Source organism: Sunxiuqinia sp. sy24, from assembly GCF_052677165.1.
Genome location: NZ_JBQYLH010000007.1, coordinates 136,468 through 161,819, shown reverse-complemented (window position 1 = coordinate 161,819; position 25,352 = coordinate 136,468). Strand labels below are relative to the sequence as shown.

The window sequence follows — 25,352 nt, the reverse complement described above, 5'->3', positions numbered from 1 at the left end:
AAATATTTCGGGATGTAGCGCAGTCCGGTTAGCGCACCTGCTTTGGGAGCAGGGGGTCCCAGGTTCGAATCCTGGTATCCCGACACTAGTAAGGGTTAAGTTGTTTAAAAGCAGCTTAACCCTTTTTTTGTGTTCTGACAATTTCAAAATCTATTATATCTTTACTGTTCAGCGAACGATACTTCTTATGTCTGAACTAACAAATAAACTTTAACCTGATGAATAAAACGATTACAAAAGTTTTCTCATTGCTGATTCTTGCAGGGGCGGTAATGTCTTGTATAGCCGGTAAGCCCAAAGAGGCTGAGCATAAAAAGCCAAATGTTGTTTTTATTTTTGCCGATGACCAGAGCTTTAATATGATCCATGCATTGGGCAACCAAGAGCTTATCACTCCAAATCTCGACAGATTGGTTGATGCAGGAGTGACTTTTACTCATTCATACAATATGGGGGCTTGGAATGGAGCGGTATGTTTGGCAAGTCGGGCCATGTTGAATACAGGGCGTTCTGTTTGGAGAGCTCAAAAAGCGGTAGGTGATCCACAAGGTCTGCAAAGCGAAGGCAGTACCTGGGCGCAATTGATGGAAAGTGCTGGTTATGAAACTTACATGACTGGCAAGTGGCATGTGTCGGTTCCGGCTGACAGTATTTTTCAGGTCACTAATCATATTCGTCCGGGCATGCCCAATCAAACTCCTGAAGGTTACAATCGGCCGTTAAGCGAAAATGATGATACCTGGAAGCCATGGGATACTAAATTTGGAGGTTACTGGAAAGGCGGAAAGCATTGGAGTGAAATAGTTGCCGATGATGCGGAGCAGTTTATTGCTCAAAGCAGCAATAGCGCCAATCCGTTTTTTATGTACCTGGCTTTTAATGCGCCACACGACCCGCGTCAATCGCCCAAAGAATTTGTCGATATGTACCCATTGGAAAATGTTGCTGTACCTGAGAATTTTCTTCCTGAATATCCTTACAAAGAGGAGATGGGCGCTGGTAAAGGTTTGCGGGATGAGCAATTGGCTCCATTTCCCAGAACCGAATACTCCATTAAAGTAAATCGACAGGAGTATAATGCAATCACCACCCACATGGATGCACAGATTGGACGCATACTGACTGCCTTAGAGAAAAGCGGGCAATTAGATAATACCTATATTTTCTTTTCGGCCGATCATGGTTTAGCAGTTGGCAGTCACGGATTAGTCGGGAAACAAAATATGTACGATCACAGTGTGAGAGTTCCGTTGATGGTTGTAGGACCTGGAATTCCAGAAAATAGTAAAGTTGATGCTGATGTTTACTTACAGGACATCATGGCTTCTGCTATTGAGCTGGCCGGAGTTGAAAAACCGGAATATGTTGAATTCAATAGTTTAATGGGGCTTGCGTTTGGTCAGGAAACAGAAAGTGCTTACCCTGAAATTTATGGATGCTACACCAAAAAGCAGCGGATGATTCGCGATGATGGATTTAAATTAATTGTCTATCCTGAGGCTGAAGTGATGCGATTATATGATGTGAAGAATGATCCACTGGAAATGAATGATATTGCCAATCGTCCAGAGAATAGGGATACGGTCACGCGATTGTTTGGCAAGTTGGTCAAGCTGCAGGAAAAGATGGGAGATGAGCTCGATTTGGTTTCAGTTTTTGGCGAAACAGGTGTAAGTGAATTATAACTTCTGTTGCGTGGCGAATAGGTCTGGCTCGTTTGTGTACTACGTTAACCTGGCGTTTTAACCAGAGTGGACAGACGATATAGTCTATTGCCTTTCTTTTGAATCAAATCAACAATGGCATAATTTATTTTCATTCTTATAAATTAATCCTGCATATTTACGACCTTTCATTTGTTTACAGAAACCAATATGAAACAACCAGTTCCAAGAATATTATTGTATTTAGTGCTCATTTTCTTTACTGCCTGTGTTAGTAAGCCGTCAGGTGATGAAACACAGGTATCCGAAGATAATTACTCCGGTTCCGCTAGTTGTATCGAATGTCACGAGCGGTTTTATAAACTGTGGGCTCCTTCGTATCATGGGAAAGCGATGCAGCCCATTACCTCTGAGTTTATTCAAACGGAGGTCATGCTTGATCAGCCGGCAATTGCCATGGAGGGTGCATCTTATTTGGCGATCAAGAAAGATACCAGCTTGTATATTCGTGAGATAAAAAATGGGGAGACCCAAGATTACGAAGTACTGTGGGCTTTAGGCGGAAAAAATGTTTACTATTTCCTCACCCCTTGGGAAGGAGGTCGACTGCAGACACTGCCGCTAGCTTATGATGTCAATACAAAACAGTGGTATAACAATCCCGAATCCGCGATTCGGCATTTCCCGAATACTAGCGGGGCCGAGATGGAAGATGAAGCCCTGAGTTGGAGGGATCGGCAATATACGTTCAATACCTCGTGTTATGCTTGTCATGTCAGTCAGTTAGAAAATAATTTCGATCTGGCAACCAATACCTATGAGACTCATTGGAAGGAAGCTGGAATTAACTGTGAAACTTGTCATGGACCGAGTGGTGAGCATGTTCGGGTATGTCGTGAAGCTGGAGAAGGGAATGTTCCCAGTGACCTAAAGATTATCGTCACCTCAACATTTACACCAGAACAGCATAATGCCAGTTGCGCGCCTTGTCATGCTAAAATGAGGCCGATAACATCATCTTATATGCCTGGCGATCGATATTTTGACAATTATGATTTAATTACTTTGGAGAATACAGACTTCTATCCGGATGGACGTGACTTGGGGGAAAACTATACGATGACCGGATGGCATATGAATAGCTGTCAGCAGGAAAGTGAAATGCATTGCGTTACCTGTCATACTTCTTCCGGTAGGTATCGGTTTAAAAGTGATGATTTGGTTGAGGCCAATAAAGCTTGCACAAGCTGCCATGAGGAGAAAACCGACGGTTATGAACAGCATACGCATCACCCGATCAATAAAAATAGCCCCAAATGTATTGACTGCCATATGCCCAGAACTCGTTTTGGGAATATGGTTCGATCCGATCATTCTTTCCGTCCTCCTATGCCTGCAGCCAGTCTGGAGTTTGGCTCGCCCAATGCCTGCACTATTTGCCACAGCGATAAAACGGATCAGTGGGCCAATAGAAAAGTAAGTCAGTGGAAAGATCGCGACTATCAAAAGGAGACCTTATTTATTGGAGGGCTGATTGCAGATGCCCGTCAAGGCAACTGGAAGCAGTTGGATGCAATGTTGGATGGAATTCGCACGAATAAATATGGAGAAATATTTACTACTTCGCTGATTCGTCTGCTTTCTACTTGTGATAATCAGAAGAAATGGCCGATTTTGATTGACGCAGTGCATGTCGAATCTCCACTCGTGCGAAGTGCTGCTGCATATGGTTTATTGGGCAATACTAGCGATGAAGCTAAGAAAGTCCTTTTTCAGGCGGCAAAAGATGACTATCGTTTGGTGCGCTTAGCGGCGGCCCAGTCGCTTGCAGTTCTCAATCAGCAGGAATATACGGCAGAGCAGTTGGCTCTTTTCCGGCAAGTTAATAATGAATATGAAGAATCATTGGTTACGCGGCCCGATGACTGGAGTTCGTATTATAATTTGGGTAACCACTACCAAAATATGGGCAACTTTGATGATGCTCTGGGAGCTTACGAAAACTCACTGAAAATCTATCCTGAAGCAATTTTGCCCTTGGTGAATAGCAGTTTTTTATATTCGGTGTCCGGCAATCAGCAAAAAGCAGCCACTCGCCTGGAGCAGGCGCTGGTTGCTGAGCCCAGAAATGAGGCGGCCAATCTGAACTATGGACTTTTAATGGCTGAAATGAACCGCATGGCAGAGGCCGAAACAGCTTTGCGCACAGTGCTTGAGGTGAATGAGGAAAATACAACAGCTGCTTATAATCTGAGTGTTATCGTGTCGAGACGTGATCTCGATGAAGCTTGTCGTTTAAGTAAACAAGCGATGGATGCTTCTCCCGAAGACCCCAAGCTCTCCTATACGCATGCTTATTTTCTAAACCAGAACAAGCAGCGGAAGAAGGCGGTTGAGCTGCTTGAAAAAACAATCAAGGCTTTCCCCGATCATTTATCATCCGTTTTTCTGTTAGGCAATATTTATCTTGAAGGTGGGAATAAAGGGAAAGTCATTGACTTATATGTCAACGCAAGCAGACATTTGCAGAATAATCCGCAGGCACAATACCAGCTTCAAAATGAAATTGAGCGAGTAAAAGCCTTATAAATTGTCGAATCACATTTACAGTTGGACGAATATGGAAGAAGAAGTTATGGTAGCCGAAGTTGTAAAAGAGCAAAACAACTTGTGTTATATCCAGCTGGTACCGGAAGTCGGAGAGACGATTTCGCAGTTTTGCCAGCGACTCGCCAATTTGCTGGAGAAATTAGCCTGCAGGATCATCAAAGCAACTTGTTTTGGATCTCTGACTTCCAGAGAAGCTTTCGAAATCGAATTAGCTATTTCGATAAAAGGCAGATTCCCGTTAACCTGGATCGAAGGGCAAGACTGTACGGGTGCGTTCATGAATGGCATCCAGATTTGGGCTACCAGAGGTGAGTTTACTTGCAGTGAAACAAGGTTTAATGCTACGGCTTCTTGTTTTGAGGATGAGCAGGGAAGTTATTTGTTTATTGGAGACATCTTGTCTGAATTGGCCGGAAAGCCAGAAGAAGCCTATGGTCACCTGCTTCAAGAGCTGGATCTTTATTTAAACGAGAATGGTTTTGTTTTTACCGACATTATCCGAACGTGGTATTATCTGGATGATATTTTGGGTTGGTATGATGAATTCAACCGGGTTCGAACCGACTTTTTCAACCAAAAAGACGTGTTTGAAAATCTCGTTCCGGCGAGTACCGGGGTGAGTGGGAGAAATAAAAAGGGCACAGCTGTTACAATGGAGTTACTGGCATTCAAGCCCAAGCAAAAGGTTGCCAGTATTGAGCAAGTGCAGTCTCCCTTGCAAAACGAAGCTGGAGAGTATGGCAGTTCATTTAGCCGTGCCGTGAAAATAAGTTCCAGTGCTTGTCAATGGATGAGTATTTCAGGAACCGCCAGCATCCTGCCATCGGGTGATACGGCGAATATTGGCGATGCACAGAAGCAAATAGCACACAGCTTCGAGGTCATTGAGCAAATTGTAAAGCAAGAGGGTTATTCTTTTGATGATGTTATCCGGGCGACGGCCTATTTGAAAGATCAGAGCAGTTACGGTTTGCTCCAATCATTTCTGGATGAAAATCCGGAATATAAGTTTCCTCTGGTGATTACTCAAAACACCATTTGTAGGGGTGATTTGCTTTTTGAAGTGGAAATGGATCTGATGAAATAATTGGGGGAGAGGTATGGCTTTTACTGGCAGGTATATAAGGTGTTGCTGATAGATTAGACTCAGAACTTCTATTGGGCTATCTTTTTAGTAATTTATTTTCTGTATCTGCATAGAAGATAACTTGTTGCATGTTTATGTAGCACTTGGATGTCTTATGTTTGTTTGCACGGGAAGTTGTTGGTTGAAATGTATTACCGGTTTTGAGCGGAATCAGCGACACACAAAGACGATATAAAAGAGCATTTTAGCCTACAGTTATGAAATTTTAGCATAAGTGTTTTTTATGCATAGTAAGTATAAATGGAGCTCTTCTTTGTTATAATTCAACTTAACGTGTTGATTTTTATTTAAAGTAAATCTCTGGATGCAATGTTAATTTTTTCTGGCCTTTTGATAAGTAATGAAGAGGCAGATGTCGAAAGATGAATTTTATTTGGTATTATTGGGAGGGGAAGTTTTACACTAAAGAAAAAATAAAATTAAGGAATTTGGCCGTGAGCAGAGAAAATATAGATCTAAATACAGAGAAAACCATTGTCATTGTCGAAGATAATGACTTGCTTAGTAAAGTTCTGGAATACCGAATGAAAAAAGATGGTTTTCGTGTCGAGGTTTTTAATAATGGAGAGGAGGCGATTGAGTTTTTAACTTCTAATTCTTTTGACTTGCTGATAACGGATTTGTATATGCCGTTTATGAATGGAAGCGAATTAATTCAATACGTACGAGATAAAATATCAGCCAATGTGCCAATCATGGCTATTTCTGCAACTCATGAAGAGGATGTGATTGCAAATATTTTCAATATTGGAGCCAACGATTTTATTGTGAAGCCTTTTAGGGCCGGAGAGTTAAGTGTTCGTATTAAACGGTTAGTTGGATAATAGCGATTCGCGTTTTTTTAAGGGACTGGAAAAACAAGAATATTAAACAGCTAGATTTATTACGATGAGGAAGTTGAGGCGTTTTTACATGGGGGGAAGACTCTGGATTGTTGTTCTTTTTTTATTTTTTAGTTGGGGGCAAATTCAAGAAAGTCAGGCCGCGAGTGGATTTTCGAAAACGAAAAGTGCTTTAAGCGGATATCCGTTGTACAAGATTCAGTTACCTGCTGAAAAACTAAATTACACTTTCCCTAAAAACGTATTGGGTGCCATTTGTTTGTGGCAAGACACGGAGCAACACAGCCAGCCAGGTGTTGGATTATTTGGTTCCGTTAAAAGTTTTGGGGACTATTTGTGGACTCCGGTTAGCTACTTCCTTTCTTTGATTAAGAAAATTTCATTGGGCTACCGATTACTTTTCTATTTAGCCCTATTGACCTTGTTTTTCCTGTTTAACATTGCTTCGGTTGTAATTGTTACGGTTATTTCAAATTGGATTTTTAACCGGAAAGAGAACTATTATGGAAGCAAGCGTAAGGAAATAATTGGAATTGTTTCTCCTTACTTTTACGATGAGTTGGATCAAGAGGAAGAAGCTGAACTTATAGGACAACTGAGGCAATACAAATTATTAAAGGATAAGCAGATTGTTATTGATGTGCTGATTGAGGGAAAACGAAATTTTATTGGAGAAAGTTCGGACAAGATAAAAGAGTTATACGAAATACTTCAACTTCATAAAGTTTCTTTGCGCAAGATTCGGTTCGGGAACTGGTATCGACGTTCTATTGGCTTGCGTGAGCTCGCTTTTCTGGGGCGAAAAGGATTTAAAAATGCAATCAAAAAATACATCAACGATAATCACCAGTATGTTCGAACGGAAGCTATTCTTTCCTACATGTTGCTGGATGAAAAGAACCCTTTCGGCTTCTTGATGGAGTTGAAATATTCTTTTGTTCGCTGGGACTCCTTAAGCATTTATTATACCATGTACTTTAATGGTATTGAACCACCCTCCTTGGTGCCTATGTTGAAACATCCGGACCATCAGGTGCGCTTGTTTTTGCTGAGAATGATATCGAACTATAATCAGTTGGATGCAGTGAAGGAAGTCACCAAATGTTTGTTGGATGAAAATCCGGAGATCAGGCAAGAGGCAGTTATAACTTTAAGGTCGTTGGAGTATTTCCAAATTAAGGCTTTGATGAAGAAACGATATGCAGAGGAATCTGAACCAGTCAAGATGGAGATTCTTCGATCGATGAAGCACTTTATCGAAGATTACGATATTTCATTCCTGGAGGAACGTGTGCGCAAAGGTTCCTTTGGAGAGGTCTTTGAAGCGGTTCGAATTCTTTATCGGTATTCGAACTACGGCGAACGAAAACTGTGGGGACTTAATGAAGAACTGAAAGGAAAGATTGAAGTTTTCATCAAACATGTCGCTGAACCTAGAAACAAATATGTAGCATGATTGAATTAATTCTGGTCGTTTTTGAATATATCTTTCTTCTATACGCCATTCTGATCGTTGTTCATTACTTGGTTTTAGCAATCATTGCCTTGTTCGAGCTGCGAAAAGTGGTGCGCGAGAATGAGTTAGCTCAATACAAATCATTGATGATTTATGAACGAGTGCCTTTGGTTTCTATCGTTGCTCCGGCATTCAATGAAGAAAGGACAATTGTAGAGAATATAAATGGCTTGTTGCACTTGCGTTATTCGAAATACGAAATAATTGTGGTCAATGATGGCAGCACTGATGAAACGCTGCAGACAGCCATTGATGCTTTTGAACTCGTGAAGGTTGATTTCGCCTTGGATTCCGTGCTCGATTATAAAACCATCAGAGGCATTTACCGGTCAAATTTAGAGGCTTACGCTAACTTAATCATTGTTGATAAAGAAAACGGCGGGAAGTCGGACGCGCTAAATGCAGGAATCAGTATTGCCAAAGGCCAGTATTTTATGACCATCGATGTCGATACGATCATTGATCCCTATGTTATTCAGTACCTGATCAAGCCCTTTTTTGAATATTCTGATTCGAAGGTCATTGCAACCGGTGGAACGATTCGGGTGGCCAATTCTTGTGAATTTCGAAAGGGACATTTATTGAATGTCAATATTCCTAAAAACTTTCTGGCTCGTTTCCAGGTGCTGGAATACAATCGAGCGTTTCTGCTTTCGCGTTTGGCGTGGAAAAAATTGAATGGGATGGTTCTCATCTCCGGGGCTTTGGGCATGTTTGATCGCAAACTGGTTTTGAAATGTGGCGGATATAGCACCAAAACAGTTGGTGAAGATATGGAGCTGATTCTGCGGATGCGAAGGTACATGTATGATCGGGAGGAAAGGCACAAGGTGATATTGGTTCCGCATCCAATGAGCTGGACGGAAGTGCCGGAAGACTGGCGGGTTTTTGGAAGGCAACGTTCCCGCTGGACACGAGGCTTAATTGATTGTATGATTACCCATCGTAAAATGTGGTTCAATCCTCGTTACAAGATTGTTGGCCTCTTTAGCATGCCTACAGTTATTCTTTATGAATGGTTTGCCCCAGTGATCCAGATGCTTGGTATGGTTTACTTTACCTATCTGGTAATCATTGATCATGTTAATTGGCCTTTCTTTTTGGTGCTATTACTTTTCGTTTACCTCTTCGGGATTGCTTTTTCTACCTGGGCTTTAATATGTGATCATTTTGCTTATCATCAATATAAAAGCACAAAGCATATCGTTCGGCTGTTGGTTATTGCATGGATCGAAGCATTCACTTTTAACCTTGTAAACAGCTTCTTTTCGTTAAAAGGAAATTTTGAATATTTCTTTAAAAAGAACAGAAGTGATTGGGGAACAATGTCGCGCACTGGCTTTGTAACGATTAAAAAACCTTAGACGATTACCAATAAGTTGCTATCGCTAGATGTGAGATAAGATATTAAAAATCAAGTTTGAATATTAATAAAGAGAAGGATGAGATCAGAAGGACGAAAAAACAATCATATTGGAGATGCTGTTAGCCTGTTTGGAGGATACCTTGTTGTCTTCCTAAGCTTGATGTTTTTGCTGCGGATTTTTGAGTTCCTCAGCAGCCCGGTTTCCCAGCTCCTCGCCAACGGAGAGTCGTGGAGCTATTGTTTCAGCGTTCTTTATTCTGATTTGGTGTATGTGCTTTTTATAAGCCCTATATTTTTCGGACTATTCATGCTTTGTTGCTGGGTGTTTCCCAGACTTGCCAAGTCGCTTGCCGTGATGTTGCTCAGTTTGCTTGTGTTAACTCACGGCTTGTTAATTCAGTATTTCACAACAGCATTAAACCCACTTGGAGCCGACCTGTTTCATTATTCTTTTCAAGAAATAAGACAAACAGCTGGAGCTGCAATAACTGCTCCGGTATTTTTTGGCTTGGCGTTTGGCCTGGCGATGATTGTATTGTTGTTCGTGTTTGCGCCTAAGTATGTAAAATTACCAGGAAAGATGGTTGCTGGTTTTTTGGCTTTTAGTGTTGTTAGCTTCTTTTTTGTTGGAATTGCACCAGCCACACCCAAAAACGATTTTGGCTCAGAGTATCTAAATAAATCGACTGAAAATAAATCAGCTTTCTTTTATAGCGAGGCTTACTACTATTTCTCCGGTCGGGAGCAAAATCAAAACCTCCCTTTGTTTGCGGACTATTATTTAGGCTACGATGGCAAATCGAATGGTAAAGGGGCCACTGAGTTTATTTATCCCGATGCCGATAATTTTCCTTTTCTTCATCACGATAACAGTGTTAATGTGTTCTCTTCTTTTCTGAAAAAGACGGATGTTCCACCGGATATTGTCGTGATTGTGGTTGAAGGACTAGGACGTGCATTTAGTAATAAAAATGCTTATATGGGGAGTTTCACGCCTTTCCTGGACAGCCTGTCTACCCACAGTTTGTATTGGGAAAACTGCCTGAGTACGAGCGGACGGACCTTTTCGGTGCTGCCTTCTTTATTGGCTTCTTTGCCTTTTGGAGAACACGGTTTCGCCGAAATGGGGGAGGCCATGCCCCCGCACCAAAGTTTGATCAAGTTGTTGCGGCACAATGGCTATCATTCGCGGTTTATGTATGCGGGCGATTCCCAGTTCGATCAGATGAAATTATTTATGCAGAAGCAGGGATGTGATGAAATTATTGATAAGTCAAACTTTGGCAGTGCGTATGAGTTATTGCCGGGGAATGCCTCAGGCTTTTCCTGGGGATATGGCGATTTTGAATTATATCGACGTTTTTTTCATGCACTGGATCAAAGGTCAAACACAGGCCCAAGTGTGAATGTCTTATTGACGGTTGCAACCCATAGCCCCTTTCTGGTAAATAATCAAGCACATTATGAAGAGCAATTCCGTCAGCTTTTACCTAGCCTCGAACTTGAAGAGCGTATGGAGATGGTTTGTCGTAACTATCAGCAGCAGCTCGAAACCGTTTTGTACATGGATGACGCTTTGAGGAGCTTTTTTGACGCCTATCGTCAGCGTGAATCTTTCGAAAATACACTTTTCATTATTACTGGCGATCACCGTATGCCCGATATTCCGATGTCAACAAAAATTGACCGTTATCATGTGCCTTTGATTGTGTATTCTCCATTGATTGAGCGTCCCACAAAGTTTTCATCGGTCGTTTCGCACCTTGATGTAACACCGAGTTTGACTGCCTTCCTTGAAAAGGAGTTTGAGCTTTCGATGTCTGAGCTTACTTGTTGGATGGGCGCAGGCTTGGATTCCACACTCACTTTTTCGAACCCAAATACCTACCCGCTGATGCAAACAAAAACATCAATAAGCGATATTGTATCCGGTGAATATTTCCTGAACTCTGGGAAATTATACCGGCTTGGCCCTGATATGGCCTTAGTGGAGGAAGACGATCCGGAACTGGGCGATCGTTTGAGTTTGGATTTGCTGAGGTTTAAGAATAAAAACGCACAGTTTGTTCAGGAACAAAAACTGTATCCTGATTCTATTATTTCAAGATATTAATTGCCGTGAATAAGTTTGATAAAGCCGCAATAAACGTTTAAGAATGACAAGAATAATCACCATAATCATTACGCTCTTTTTAGTTGTCTTGCAGGGAGCAAGTCAAAAAGTTCATGCACAAACGGACTATACTTCTGATGAGTTGTTTCAGCTGGCTCGGCAGGCCGCCTTTGATGACGATGATTATCCCAAAGCCATCAGCCTGTCGAAGCAGGCGCTTGAAATAAGCCCGGATTACAGCGACATTCGTATTTTTTTAGGACGAATTTATACTTGGACTGACCGCGTGGAAGAAGCCCGCGAAGCTTTGAATTATGTTTTGGAGCGGTATCCGGGCTACGAGGATGCTTCCATGGCGATTACCGACCTTGAGTATTGGAATGACAATAATCAAAAGGCTTTGGAGTATTGCAACAGTGGATTGGAAGAGAACCCCGATTCGGAAGGTTTGTTGCTCAAGAAAGCGAAGATCCTCAATAATATGAAGCGCTTTGATGAAGCCTATCAGGTTGCCGAATTCTTAACCGAGCGTCATCCCAACAACCAGGATGCCCGATCGCTGCTGCGAACCATCCGCTATGATTCGGCCGTGAATAAAGTTAGTGTTTCGCATGATTATAGTTGGTTCGATCAGCAGTATCCCGATCATTTGCATAAGAGCCCGTGGCATATCGTGGGAGTCGATTACAGCCGGTATACCAAAATCGGGTCAGTGATAGGCCGCGTCAATTGGGGTGACCGGTTTGGTAATTCGGCCTTTCAGTACGAAATGGATGCCTACCCACATTTAGCCAAGAATATTATGGCTTATATGAATGTTGGCTTGTCGGATAATTCTGCGGTTTTTCCGCGCTTTCGGGCTGGCTTATCCTTGTACTTTAGCCTCCCCAAAAGTTTCGAAGCTGAAGCCGGAACCCGATTTCTGCACTTTAGTGGCGATACCTGGATTTATGTAGCCAGTATTTCGAAGTATTACAAAAGCTTTTGGTTCAACCTGAAAACCTATCTGGTTCCCGGAAGCCAGGATATTTCACACTCGTACACCATGACGACACGCTATTATTTGGGCGGCGCCGATGATTATTGGAAGTTCAGCGTTGGCTATGGCTTGTCGCCCGATGATGCGTTTTCGGAACAAAACTACCTGAGTGATTACCGGTTAAAGTCAGCTCATATTGGGCTTGGCTTCAGGAAAAGTATCAAAAGATTTAATGTGATTGGCCTTTCCGCTTCCTTTATCAATCAGGAATATGAGAAGGATCAAAAGGGGAATCAGTTAAACACGTCGGTTACTTACATTCGCAAATTTTAGGAATATGATCTTAACGTTTGTCCAACAGATAAGGAAAAGAGTCTTTTTTTTGACTTTATTAGCTGTAGTTGTTTTATTTCCAATTGTCGTTCTCTTGATTATGAAAATGGCATGGAAAATGACTCCCGATTTCTCCGTCAATGTGGCGTATGTTGATAAAACTGATGGCTCCACAGAGCGCTTGGCTCACAATGCCTTTTATTGGGTGCTTCAGAATCAGCAGATCAAGAAAACCAACGGGGAACTTTATGACAAGACAACGGATTATTGGGGATTATTCCCAAATGAAAATGAAGGATACCGGTTTAACGATTTTGATCAGCTTTCGCCAGAAGAACTTGATGGCTTAAGTGAGGAGATTGATGTATTGATGTTTGCCGACACCTATGGTGTTTATGGTTCAGAATCGGAAAACGAAGGAACGGGGCTGATATACGGTGGATTGAGTGCCAATGATATTTCGTTGTTTCAGAAGATGAAGAGAGCGGGGAAGACGGTCATTGCCGAGTTTAATGTTCTGCAAGCTCCGACTTCAAGAGTCAATCGGCGAAAATTTCAGGAGGAAGCCGGTGTGCATTGGACCGGATGGTCAGGGAAATATTTTGAGTCTTTGAGTCAGGATAGTGAATTGCTGCCGGTCTGGGCAATTAATTCGTATAAGCAGAATTATCATGAGGAATGGGACTTCAGCGGAGCCGGAATTATTCTTGTTCATGAAGATGGCCGTATCGTTGTTTTGTCTGAAAAGGATGACCTTAGGCGTGCCAAACCACAGATTAAAACGTTTGCATACGGCATAAACCAGTTGGAGTTGCCCCGCCAGCAAGAGTTCCCCCATTGGTTCGATGTTATTGAGTATGATGATTCGATTAATCACGCCATATCGGCCTACCAATTAGATCTTACGCAGCAGGGGAAGTCGAAATTGAACCGATTGGGAATTGCTGATCGGTTTCCGGCTGTTTTAATGAACCAGAATCAGGATTTTTCCTTCTACTACCTGTGTGGAGACTTTAGCAGCGAACCGGTGTCTATGTCAACGAGCCGTTTTAAAGGAGTTCACCACTTCGGTTCAGTATTGAAAGGGCGGAAAGGAATTTTTGGGGAGAATGAGTTCTTTTACCGTTTCTACCTTCCATTAATGCGCAATATTCTGGAGGAGTATCATCTCTCCAAACCATAAGAAAAAGCAGCCTCATTTGCGATGCTAGGCAATTGGTCGCCGCATTGAATAATTGAATACTTATGAAATTACTTTACTTCCTGATTCTTTTTCCGCTCTCAATTATTGGTTTCGCTCAAACCGAGCAAAGTCCGGTTGAATTTCCGGATTGTCAGTTTACAGCGGTGGCCCATCGGGGCTATTCTGAGTTCTATCCTGAAAATACCCTACTTGCCATTGAAGAAGCGTTTAAGCGAGGCATCAAATACTGCGAGGTGGATGTGGCCATTTCCAGCGACGAGGTTTATGTACTGCATCATGATCCTTATACCATTCAGCGGACAACAAATGGGGCAGGGCTGGTAGAAGAAAATTCATGGGCGAAACTATCGGCGCTGGATGCCGGCGACTGGAAAGCTCGTTTTTTTGATGGAGAGAGCTTGCCATCCTTGGCAGAAGCCTTGAAGTTGGCTCAACAGTATGATGCGTGTCTTTATCTGGATGTTAAGGATTTTGATTCTGAAATACTTGCTCGTACCCTCGATGAAACCGGTGTAGATCCTGATCGGATGATGCCGGCGATAACAAGACTTGAATCAGCCATCCGGTTTCAACAGGATTGTCCGGAATCGCCATGGGTGTGGTTTGGTGCTGATCCTGAAGACCCCAATGATAAAAATTGGTTTGAGGAGCGGGTGGCTTTGGGCTGTCGTGTGTTCGAATTGTCGGATGATGCCCTTCTGGAGGACTTGGAGTGGACTTCAGCATTTATTAACCAGGCACATGCCAGTGGCGCCAAGGTATGGGCTTACACAGTCAATAATGAATACCTGATCAAGGAACTTGCCGACCTTGGTGTTGATGGCGTGGAAACGGATCGGCCTTATGTCGCACAGCTCTATGTTTGCGGTTTCGACCCGGTGTCAACCTATCCGAAGCAGGAAACCAATGGCAACTGGGACTTTAAGAAGAAGAACTTTGAGAATACCGGGGTAGGTTCGCGCTTAAAGAATCTCGTAAGTGATGAAGCCCAATTGCAAGCGGTTGAGTTTGGATTGACCAGCCAGTTTGGAATTGCTCCCGTTGAAGGGAAGGACACGGTGGTGGCTAAAATTCCGGCCTATAATCCGGCGAATGGCTTGTTTGCTTACGATAATTTCATGATGGAAGACTCTGGAGCTGTTGATTTTAGCTTCACAGTGCTTATGGATATTTATATAGAATCGAAAGACAGTGGCGAGTATATTAGCCTGATTCAGACGAGTCCCGATAACCTGAATGATGCTGATTTCTTTATCGCCCCCGATGCAAGTGTGGGGACTTATGGCGAATATCATGGTGAGTTTACGTTCAATAAATGGCATCGGGTGGCTTTTGTTCACGATGGGCATTTGTTGCGAAAATATCTGGATGGCGAGCATCTTGGAGATGTCCAGGTTGAGGGCTCGCGGTGGACTTTGTTCAACAATATGGCTTATCATGGCAAGCATGGCTTGTTGTTTTTTGCCGACAATGATTCGGAAACCGCTGAAGTTTACGTCCATGCACTTCAACTTCGGAATTACACGATGGATCCAGCTGAAATTGCGCTGCTCGGAGGCGTTAATGCGAAAGGAATACCGGTGAACAACAAAAAAGTGTTTTCAACTGGGATTGCAGATTTGGAATTAGAGCTGGTGGATTGGGAGCAACAGACCATTTTTATCAAGCAGGCTCCCGGGGTTAAGGCTTCAGCAATTCCGTATGACTTAAAACTTAGCTACGGAGCAACAACCGATATGCCCCAAAGCGGTGTATTTGACTTTCGCGATGGCGAACTCCGTTTTCAGGTAACGGCTGCCGATGGTTCTTCCACCAACTGGACCATACAGCGACAGCTTTCGGTGGGGACGAATGATTTAAGCGATAAGCCCAACGTGCAGGTTTATCCCAATCCATTTAGTCATACGCTAAAGGTGAAACTTGAGCGGGATGCGCATTTCGACCTTGTGAATATGATGGGTCAGGTTTTGTATCGAAAGAATTTAATGGAGGGTGAAAATCGGCTGAATATTGGAGACCTGCCCACAGGAACCTATCTTTATAAAGTTCGAAGTGAGGAAGGCTATTCAATGAATGGGGTTCTTCTAAAATCAAACTAATTTAAAAGCCTGAAGTTTGTTCGATCTTTTGAGGGGGTGAGGTTTCAGTCAAATTTAGTTTGCGGTTCGTCAGAATTACCTTTGGTCATCATGTGTTTGACCCGAAAAAGGAGTTCCACTTTTAGTTAAATAATAAGCTATCCTACAATGAAGACAATCTGCTTGATTTTTGCTTTTTTACTTTTATTCGCTTGTGCAAAAGCTCAGCCCACTGCTGCAGGCTTGTCATCCGATGGTGCTGCTGACACGGCTGGGAATGGTCTCGTAAATGACAGCTTGGCTGTTTTTAAATCCGGAAGTTATTCGTTGTCGCAATACCAGATTAAAGGGGAAGAAACCCAGGTCTTGGATTTGAAGCGAGATAAAGGCTATTACTCCATTCTGCAAATCAACTCGCCCGATAAAACACCTTACGAGTCCACACTAACGTTAATGAATGAGTCGGATTCACTGGGCGTTGATTTTCTTGATTTATACAACCAGAATTATGCTTCGGAAAAACAGTTTGGTATCCGCATGCAGAAAAGGGGGAAAGGTGCTTTCAAGCCTTTTGTGATTGACTTTTCGGATGGCAAGGAGAAAATAAAAATATTTCAGGCAACCAACAATCAGTTGAGCACCTTTTATGGGAAGCTGGCCGTGGAGGGCAATTTCCTCTCTGTTCAGGGAAAGGGGAGTGGTTATTCTTTTTCAGCTTTGGAATTAAAAAGTGATGAACCGATTCCGAAACTTTGGCAGATTTCGCATAAACAAGATGTGCCGCATGCTTTGTCATTTTCTTATTACGATGGGAATAGGTGGCAATTTCCTTTCATGATTTCGGATAAGGGAAATACCTTGGTGGGCTCGATTGATGATTCGGAAAATGCCCGTTTGCAGGTGAGAGGCGCTTCTTATTTTGATGGCGACATGACGCTTGAGAAGGCTAATCTTTCGCTATTGGGTGGCGAAAGCGGAATTCTGTTTAATACAGATCGGAGTATTCGGGGAAGAATTCAAAACTCGCAGAAAGGTAATTTTCTGGCTTTGGAGAATGCGCTGGCAGGCTCGGCCTTGAAGCTTTATGATTCGGGGCAGGTGGTTTTATCGGGACACAATGCTCTGGTGGTTGATTCAAAACAGGATGTAAGCTTTATTCGTTTTCAGGGCAAAAGTCCGGCTAGCGGCTTCGTGGGCTTTGATCGTAAAACTGGCAATTTGCTGATTGGAAACAATACTACTCAAAATGCGGAGAACGATGTTGTTTCAATACTTGTTTCGGGCAAAACAGGTGATGTTTTTATTGGCGCAGATCGCTCGCAGAAAAAAGATCGAGCCGCCGGAAAGTTGCATGCCAGTGATGTGTTGGTTGATTCATCCTTGTTTTTGGAAGGCAAATTCGCCAAAGAAATCAAAGAGCTACGAAAAGTTGCCATCTCGGACGAAAAGGAGCTTAGCCTGGTGTTAATGAATCGCCTGTTGCTCGAAAAAATTGAATCGCTTACCCGGCAACTAAACTCCATGGAACAACGCCTTCAGGAGTTGGAACGTTAGTAAGGAATGTTACATTTTGGTTTGGTAGAAACTTATTCATTAGATGGCATCCCATACATTTGGTTACTATTTTTGATATTTGCACATTCAATAACGAGCCGGCATTGATGTCTGTTTTTTTTGACAATTGTAAATAGGATTAATACTTTTAATCTAAAAGAAAGAAACCACATGAAACTCCTTCATACTTCTGATTGGCACCTAGGCAAGCGACTGGATGATTTTTCGCGGATGGAAGAACAGCAGGCGGTGTTGCTTGAAATTTGTGAAGTGGCCGAACGCGAACAGGTTGATGCGGTGCTGGTTGCCGGCGACTTGTTCGATACGTTTAATCCGCCCACCGAAGCGGTTGACTTGTTTTATAAGGTACTGAAACGCTTAACAAACAATGGTCGCCGTCCGGTGATTGCTATTGCCGGAAACCACGATTCGCCAGACCGTATTGAGGCCCCGGATCCGCTGGCCCGTGAGTGCGGGATTATTTTTGCCGGCTATCCCAATTCGGTGATTGCTCCCTTTGATCTGGAATCGGGCGTAATCGTTTCGCAAAGCAGCGAAGGTTTTCTGGAGCTTCAGCTCCCGGGAGCAGCCATTCTCTTGCGACTTTTATTAACGCCTTATGCTAACGAGCACCGACTGAAAACTTGCCTGGGGCACGAAAACAGTGAAGAAGAATTGCGAGCTGTTCTTCAGCGAAATTGGACTGCTCTGGCTGACCAGTATTGTGACGAGCAAGGGGTGAATGTGTTGGTTTCCCATCTTTTTATGGTAGCGAAAGGGGCTGAACTGCCTGAGGAGCCGGCCGATGAGAAGCCCATTTTGCATGTGGGAGGGGCGCAGGCTGTTTACACCGAAAATATTCCGAAGCAAATTCAATACACAGCCTTGGGGCACTTGCATCGTATGCACCGGGTCGACCCGGTGCCATGTCCTGCTTATTACAGTGGGAGCCCGTTGTCGTACAGCTTTTCCGAAGCCAATCAGAAAAAATACGTTTTGTTGATTGATGTGGAGCCGGGAGGGGCTGCAGAGGTGAAGGAGGTTGAGCTGACGAAGGGGAAGAAGCTTTTGCGCAAGCGAGCTGAAGGAATGGAAGATGCGTTACAGTGGCTGTCCGAAAATCAGGACTGCCTGGTGGAGCTGACCATGGTAACCGAAACTTTTTTAACAGCACTGGAGCGTCGACAGCTTGGTGCTGCGCATCCGGGCATTGTCACCATTATTCCGGAAGTGACTAACGCAGCTGAGCTGGCTGATGGTCACCACAAAAGTATTGACTTGACTCGAAGCATGGATGAGTTGTTTGCGGATTATTTTAAGCATGTGAAAGACCAGGAGCCCAATGACGAGATTACGAAGTTGTTTGCTGAAATATTGGCTGAAGAAGAAGATTAAGTTCACTAAAGAGGAGTCACCACAGATTGCCTGCGAAAGAATATAATTTCTGGTAGTCAGTGGTAAATAAACACGACAAAGACGAACAATGATACCAATACAATTAACGATACAGGGGTTATATTCTTATCAGGAAAAGCAAACCATTGACTTTACAAAATTGACAGCTGCCAATCTTTTTGGCATTTTCGGTTCGGTGGGGAGTGGTAAATCTTCCATTTTGGAGGCTATTACTTTTGCCATCTATGGGAAAACTGACCGGCTCAATCTTTCGGGCGATAACCGGAACTATAACATGATGAACCTGAAGTCGGATGAGTTGCTGATCGATTTTATTTTTGAAACGGGAAAAGCGCAAACGGCATACCGCGCTGTGGTGAAAGGTCGGCGAAATAGTAAAAATTTTGATGATGTCAAGAAGTTGGATCGACTGGCCTATGAGCGTAATGGAAAGGAGTGGCAGCCCATCGAACCTCGTGCGCTGGAATCTGCTATTGGCTTGAGTTACGATAACTTCAAGCGAACCATTATCATTCCACAAGGGCAGTTTCAGGAGTTTTTGCAGCTGGGCAATAAGGATCGCACCCAAATGATGAAGGAGCTTTTCGGCCTCGAACGCTTTGAACTCTACTATAAGGTGACAGCACTGGAGTCGAAAAATAATGCCCGGAAACAGCACTTGGAAGGGCAGTTGCAGCAGTTGGGAGCCATTGATCCGGAGCAAGTGAAGCAATACCAGCAGCAGCAGGATGATGTAGAGAAGGCAATGAAAGCGCAAATCCTTGAATTGGCTCAGTTGCAGAAACAAGAGGTGGAATGGAAGCAGTTGCAGGAGCTGACCAAGAAGTTGTCGGAAGCGGGAAATGTTTTGAAGCAATTGCAAGCGCAAGAACCGGAATTTCAGCAATTGGAAAAGAGTATTACGAACTACGAGCAGTGCGTTATTCAGTTCAAGCATCTCTTGGAGTCGCTGCAGTTGAGCTCAAAAAGCATCACGCAAAAGGCGGCTCAGATTAAACAGGATGCTGAAAAGCTAAAATTGGAAGAAACTGCCATTGATAAGGTAGAAAAGGCTTTGGCAGATCTGAAGCCAAGCTATGATAAGCGGGATGAACTGAAGCAGAAAGCGGATGAGCTGGGGCGTTTGATGAAAATAAAAGAGCTAGTAAAAAAGGTTGAGACCGATAAGGACCGACTGGAAAAAGGGGCGAAAATTTGGCAACAAACAACTGATCAAATCGAGAAACTCAAGTCAGATCGGTTGAAGCTGGAGGGATTGCTTAAAACCGAAAAGGCAAAGCTTCCGGACTTAGCAGCATTGGCTCATGCCAAGTCCTGGCATGTCGAATGGCAGAATATGGAACGGCAGCAGTTGGAGCTTGAAAAGGATATTCGCAGATATCAGGAAGAGGAGAAAAGTATTCAGCAGGAATTGCAAAAATATTATCAGCTGCCGGTTTTTGCTGATTTGCCGGAACAGGCAGATCAGAGTGCTGCGGTAAAATACTTACGCGAAAAAATCGAAGCCATCAAAAAACAGCTTAAAGCGATTGAGAAGGAGGCCGATAGTTTACGTCTGAAAGCACAACTGAAAGCTTTTGCCGCTGGTTTGCAGGAGGGCACCCCTTGTCCGCTTTGTGGAGCAGAACATCATCCGGAAGTATACAGTGCTGCAAGTTCGCATGACCAACAGCAAAACTTGCAAAATGCACGGCAGAAACATGAACAGGAAATAGAGCAGATTAATGAGCAGACTTCGCGCATGAATGAGCTCGACAGCCAACAAAAATTCAATCAACGTTACCTGAAAGAATGGGTTGTAAAAAAGGAAGAAGGCCAAAAGAAAATAAAGGAACATCAGGCCTTGTTTAAATGGGAAAAGTATAAAGAGGTTCAGGACGTGGAGAAGGCATTGGGGGAGTCTGGGCGAATTCAGAATTTCATCAAAAAGAAGGAAGGGGAGCTGGAGCAGTTGGTCAAAGTTATGGATAAAGCGAGCAATGATAAGGAGCGTTTTCAGTTTGAAATTGAAAAGATAAAAACAGCCCTGGCGGTTGGACAGACTGAATTGAAAAGCTTGAAGGACCAGCTTAAAATGATTGTACTCGAAGACTATCAGTTTAAAACGACTGACGAAATTAGTGCGAAGCAGCAGAAACTACTGCAACAGCAAGTCCAATTGGAGAAACAGTTTGAAGCGTATTCCAATGCGCTGACCGAACATCGGAAATTGAAAGACACCTTAACTGGCGGATTGACGGCTAACCGGAAAGTCATGGAGCAGGAGCAGGAAGCGAATCAAAAATTGACTGTCCAGCTTCGTGCGCAGCTTGAAAAGTCCGACTTTCAAAGTTTGGATGAGGTGAGCCAAATTTTAGCTCATCCAATGGCGTTGGAGCAAGAAAAGCAAAAGCTGTCCACTTTTAAGGATAAACAGACTTTGACAAAAAATCAATTGGCACAGCTGCAAAAAGAAATTGGAGACCGCCGGTATGATCTGGAAGTTCATCAGAAATTACTTGCCGAAATTAAGACTATTGGCGAGTGGGTAAATCAGAAAAATCAGGACTTGGGAAAAGTGTCAGAGTTATTGCAAAAACTGAAGAAAGATTTGGAGAATCAGGCCACTCTGCATAAAGAAATGAGCGCGCTGGAATTGCGTGGCGATAATATCCGGACGATGAAATCACTGTTTAAAGGAAGTGGATTTGTCAATTATATTTCGTCCGTCTATCTGCAGAATTTATGTAATGCTGCCAACGATCGGTTTTTTCAGCTAACGCGGCAGAAACTAAGCTTGGAAATTACTTCAGAGAATAACTTCCAGGTGCGCGATTTTATGAATGGAGGCAAAGTGCGAAGCGTAAAAACCCTTTCAGGAGGGCAAACCTTTCAGGCTGCTCTTTCGCTGGCTTTGGCTCTGGCTGACAATATCCAGAAGATCACCGAGTCGAACCAGAATTTCTTCTTTCTCGATGAAGGCTTTGGTTCACTCGACAAAGAATCTCTGGCGGTTGTGTTCGATACCCTGAAGTCGCTTCGAAAAGAAAATCGGACTGTTGGCGTCATTTCTCATGTTGAGGAAATGCAGCAGGAGATAGATGTTCATTTGCGAATTGACAACCAGGAAGAGAAAGGAAGTTTGATACATGCAAGCTGGAAAGCGTGATCGATGGTTCTTATTGATGAACAGATCTTTCTCAAGTTTGGATGAAGTCGTTTAATTGAATGTTGTTTTTCTTCTTTAAAAGTCAATGGATGGATGACTGAAGCTTTATTTTATGAGGCTTATAGTTAGATGATTGTTTACGCTTGCTGAGCTGGTGTGTTATAAAGTTTGTAAAAAATTTTAGAATCTGAGATTCGATAGTATCTTTGGTGACGTTTTGAAATATTATTGCTCATTTGTTCAACTATGCTTCCAAGTGTCTAATGATAGAAATTAACACACAGGCTTTTCAAACATTTCTCGAAAACTCCCCAGTTGGCTTTGCTAATGTGTCGATTGATGGACGCATTCTATATGCTAATAAGGCTTTGTGTGAGTTTATTGGTTATTCGTTAAAGGAATTGTTGGGCAAGAGTTTTCGAAGTATTACTCCCGAAGAGGATATTGACAAGGATTTAGCTGAGTTTGAGCGGTTGAAGTCTGGCGTGAATGAGCATTATACGATTCAAAAACGCTACATTCACAAAACAGGTCATATCTTGTGGGCCGAACTACACGTGACTACTATTAAAGATGAGGAGAATAGAATTGAATCTTTTATTAGTCAGATACGGGATATAACAGATATTAAAAAAGCTGAGCAGGATTTATTGTTGAAGGAGACTACATTCAAACGAATGTTCGACTCGAACCCACAGCCCATGCTTATCTTCGATGCTGATCATTACGGCTTTCTTAAGGTTAACGAAGCAGCCTGTGCGTTATTGGGCTACACGCCTGTTGAATTTGATCGGCTGACGTTTCTCGAGCTGTTGGCTCTGACAGAGATGGAACGAGCAAAAAGGATATTGACAGCTGATAGTGCTTCCCTGAGGATTGGTGACGAATGGAGTATGATTAGCAAGGACGGTGGTCTTATTACCGTGGAGGTTAGTGCTCAATTCGTAATTTTTAATCAGCGGCAAGCTATCCATTTGATTGTGTCGGATATTACCCAACGCAAGCAAACAGAACTGGAGTTAATAGAAAAGGAGGCTTCTATTCGGTATGCGCAGAAAATTGCGGAAATGGGTAGTTGGGAATATGATATTCAACAAAACACGATTAGCTGGTCTGAAAATTTATATCAGCTGTTTCAGTTGATTCCTGGTGAAGCTATTCCGGGCTATAGTTGTTTTATTCGGCGGGTACATCCGGATGATCGTCAGATCGTAACAGAGTCCTATCGTCGGATTTTGCAAGAGCAGAAGGCGGTTCGTTCTGAATTCCGTTTATTGATGGAAAATGGTGAAATCCGATGGATATTTAATAGTGTTGAGCCTTTATTTCTGGAGAAAGAGCTGATTAAATTGCGAGGGGTCAGTATTGATATAACCCAACGGAAAATCAATGAATTACAGATTCAGTATTATGTTGATATCGAACGGATTTTAAATGACATCTCCTTCCGCTTTTTAAGCAGTCAGCCTTCTGAAATTGATCAAGCTATTGCAGATGCAATTAAAGATATTGGTTTGTTTACGGATGTGGATAGGGCTTATGTCTTTCAGCTTGAACCGAAGGGTGCTGTGAAGAATACTTTTAGCTGGTGTAATGCAGGAACTGAAGCTTACTCACACCAGCTCGGGGTAATTGCAGCAGAGAGCTATCCTTGGTTTGCTGAAAAAATGAAAACGCTCGAATTGGTGTGTTGTGATCGGATTGAAGATTTACCTCAAGAGGCAGCTATTGAAAAACGATGCCTTGAGATTCAGAACGTGAAGTCGGTTCTGCTTATTCCAATGCATTTTGAAAATGTATTCAAAGGGTTTGTCGGGTTCGAATCAATTAGGAAGGAGAAGAACTGGAATTCTATTGATGTTAGTGTGTTGAGGTCATTAACGGACTTGATTTCCGGAGAGCTAGTTCGCAGGGAGACTTCTGTTGAGCTTTTTCAGGCAAAAGAGCAGGCCGAAGAAAGTTCCAGGTTGAAATCGGTTTTTCTGGCAACTATAAGTCATGAGTTGCGTTCGCCGATGAATCCTATTCTTGGTTTTAGTAGTTTGTTGCCCGAATATTCAGAGGATGAGATCGTACAGGAAATGGCTGGTATGATTCATGAATCAGGCGAGAAATTGCTGCAATCGCTTGAAGATTTATTTGATTTGTCGTTGGCCGAAGGACGTCAGATTGCTTGTCAAGAAACACTTGTCAAGAGTGTCGATTTATATTGTATTGGTAGGGCTATTCTTGAAGAACTATTAATTAATTCAGGAAAGGCCGATCAAATCACTCTCATTTTTTCAGATCGTGGAGTAAATGTGTTTTCCGAAATTTCAATTGATGATGCCAAACTAATTCAGGTTTTGTCAATCCTGTTTAAGAATGCCGTAAAATTTACGGATGATGGGGAGATCGAGTTTGGAATGCTACTCGATGAAGAAGAGAAAACACTGACATTGTCCGTTCGCGATACGGGGATTGGAATTGATAAGGAGAGTTCTGCCTATATCTTCGATTATTTTAGGCAGGTCGATGAGTTTTATAAGCGGACCTTTGAAGGGATGGGGATCGGCTTATCGATAGTAAAGCGCTATGTTGATCTGATGGGGGGGCAAATTGATCTGGATTCTGTTCGCGGCAAAGGGAGTTTATTTAAAATAACCCTGCCAGTCGATATTCGTGAGAATGATAACGATGACTTCAATATGCCTTTGGTAAAGGATGTCGCTCCATTTATGGATGGAAAAACGGTTCTTTTAGTCGATGATAACCTGCTTATTTACGAGGTTTTGAAGCTTCATTTTAAAGGATCAAATGCTAAGTTGATTTATGCATGTAATGGATTGGAAGCTATTGAAAAGGTGGATGTTGAAAAACCGGATGCTATTTTGATGGACTTAATTATGCCTGAGATGGATGGATTTGAGGCAACTATGAGAATCAAAATAAGCTACCCTGCTGTCCCGATCCTTGCCTTAACTGCTCATTCGTTTCCGAAGGAAAGACTGAAAGCCTATCAATCCGGTTGTGATGATATTCTTACCAAGCCAATTCGCAAAGATATCCTCTTTTTGTTTTTGAAAAAGCATTTGAAAGCTGGGCCGCATTTTGTGTAATCACTCACTCCTGTCTTATGTGCTGCTCGATTGTGACCTCTTAAGCTTGATGGCAGAGGATGTTATTACCGGTCTAGTTTGCAATGGGGATCATCTTGCCCGGCTAGAGGAGCGCTAATTTATTCTCATTTTGATGATTCATCTTTGAAGGTTTTTGGGCTAGTCAAATTTCGGTCATGATGGATTGATTTTATAGAATTAGAGAGAAACGCTTATTCATGCTAAACCCTAGGCGAAATGTTATTCCACGAAATGTTCCAGTATTAAGTTGTTGCTATCCCTTG

14 protein-coding genes and 1 tRNA gene are annotated in these 25,352 nt (G+C 42.8%); all 15 read left to right on the top strand.

Features of this window, described 5'->3' with window-relative positions; all coding sequences use genetic code 11:
• Positions 1-8 precede the first annotated feature (8 nt).
• The 15 genes from ACUNWA_RS08295 to ACUNWA_RS08225 all read left to right on the top strand — a co-directional run bounded on the left by ACUNWA_RS08295 (position 9) and on the right by ACUNWA_RS08225 (position 25,068).
• Positions 9-83, top strand: a tRNA-Pro gene (locus ACUNWA_RS08295).
• A 135-nt stretch (positions 84-218) separates the two neighbouring features.
• The gene (locus ACUNWA_RS08290; RefSeq protein ID WP_445591427.1) at positions 219-1,685 is read left to right on the top strand and encodes a sulfatase-like hydrolase/transferase; all 1,467 of its coding nucleotides are present in this window, start codon (positions 219-221) and stop codon (positions 1,683-1,685) included.
• Between the two features lie 189 nt (positions 1,686-1,874).
• Complete coding sequence (locus tag ACUNWA_RS08285) at positions 1,875-4,253, top strand: ammonia-forming cytochrome c nitrite reductase subunit c552 (protein ID WP_445591426.1); 2,379 nt, start codon at positions 1,875-1,877, stop codon at positions 4,251-4,253.
• A gap of 31 nt (positions 4,254-4,284) precedes the next feature.
• On the top strand, positions 4,285-5,361 hold the full coding sequence (locus tag ACUNWA_RS08280) for a Rid family hydrolase (RefSeq protein WP_445591425.1): 1,077 nt from the start codon (positions 4,285-4,287) through the stop codon (positions 5,359-5,361).
• Positions 5,362-5,783: 422 nt separating this feature from the next.
• A complete protein-coding gene (locus ACUNWA_RS08275) occupies positions 5,784-6,245 on the top strand; it encodes a response regulator (RefSeq protein ID WP_445591424.1) in 462 nt (153 codons plus the stop codon).
• A gap of 64 nt (positions 6,246-6,309) precedes the next feature.
• Positions 6,310-7,719: a HEAT repeat domain-containing protein gene (locus tag ACUNWA_RS08270; RefSeq protein ID WP_445591423.1), complete on the top strand. Its 1,410-nt coding sequence runs from the start codon at positions 6,310-6,312 to the stop codon at positions 7,717-7,719.
• Complete coding sequence (locus ACUNWA_RS08265; RefSeq protein WP_445591422.1) at positions 7,716-9,143, top strand: glycosyltransferase family 2 protein; 1,428 nt, start codon at positions 7,716-7,718, stop codon at positions 9,141-9,143. The genes ACUNWA_RS08270 and ACUNWA_RS08265 overlap by 4 nt, the downstream gene beginning before the upstream one ends.
• 78 nt (positions 9,144-9,221) lie before the next feature.
• Entirely contained in the window at positions 9,222-11,258 is a 2,037-nt protein-coding gene (locus ACUNWA_RS08260; RefSeq protein ID WP_445591421.1) for an LTA synthase family protein, read from the top strand.
• Between the two features lie 43 nt (positions 11,259-11,301).
• Complete coding sequence (locus ACUNWA_RS08255) at positions 11,302-12,570, top strand: YaiO family outer membrane beta-barrel protein (RefSeq protein ID WP_445591420.1); 1,269 nt, start codon at positions 11,302-11,304, stop codon at positions 12,568-12,570.
• A 49-nt stretch (positions 12,571-12,619) separates the two neighbouring features.
• Entirely contained in the window at positions 12,620-13,753 is a 1,134-nt protein-coding gene (locus tag ACUNWA_RS08250; RefSeq protein ID WP_445591419.1) for a hypothetical protein, read from the top strand.
• Between the two features lie 62 nt (positions 13,754-13,815).
• On the top strand, positions 13,816-15,873 hold the full coding sequence (locus ACUNWA_RS08245) for a glycerophosphodiester phosphodiesterase family protein (RefSeq protein WP_445591418.1): 2,058 nt from the start codon (positions 13,816-13,818) through the stop codon (positions 15,871-15,873).
• Between the two features lie 147 nt (positions 15,874-16,020).
• A complete protein-coding gene (locus tag ACUNWA_RS08240) occupies positions 16,021-17,406 on the top strand; it encodes a hypothetical protein (protein WP_445591417.1) in 1,386 nt (461 codons plus the stop codon).
• A 171-nt stretch (positions 17,407-17,577) separates the two neighbouring features.
• On the top strand, positions 17,578-18,801 hold the full coding sequence (locus tag ACUNWA_RS08235; RefSeq protein WP_445591416.1) for a metallophosphoesterase family protein: 1,224 nt from the start codon (positions 17,578-17,580) through the stop codon (positions 18,799-18,801).
• An 88-nt stretch (positions 18,802-18,889) separates the two neighbouring features.
• Positions 18,890-21,970 carry an SbcC/MukB-like Walker B domain-containing protein gene (locus ACUNWA_RS08230; RefSeq protein ID WP_445591415.1) on the top strand — a complete coding sequence of 1,027 codons (3,081 nt, stop codon included), beginning with the start codon at positions 18,890-18,892 and terminating at the stop codon, positions 21,968-21,970.
• A 263-nt stretch (positions 21,971-22,233) separates the two neighbouring features.
• Positions 22,234-25,068: a PAS domain S-box protein gene (locus ACUNWA_RS08225; RefSeq protein ID WP_445591414.1), complete on the top strand. Its 2,835-nt coding sequence runs from the start codon at positions 22,234-22,236 to the stop codon at positions 25,066-25,068.
• Positions 25,069-25,352 lie beyond the last annotated feature (284 nt).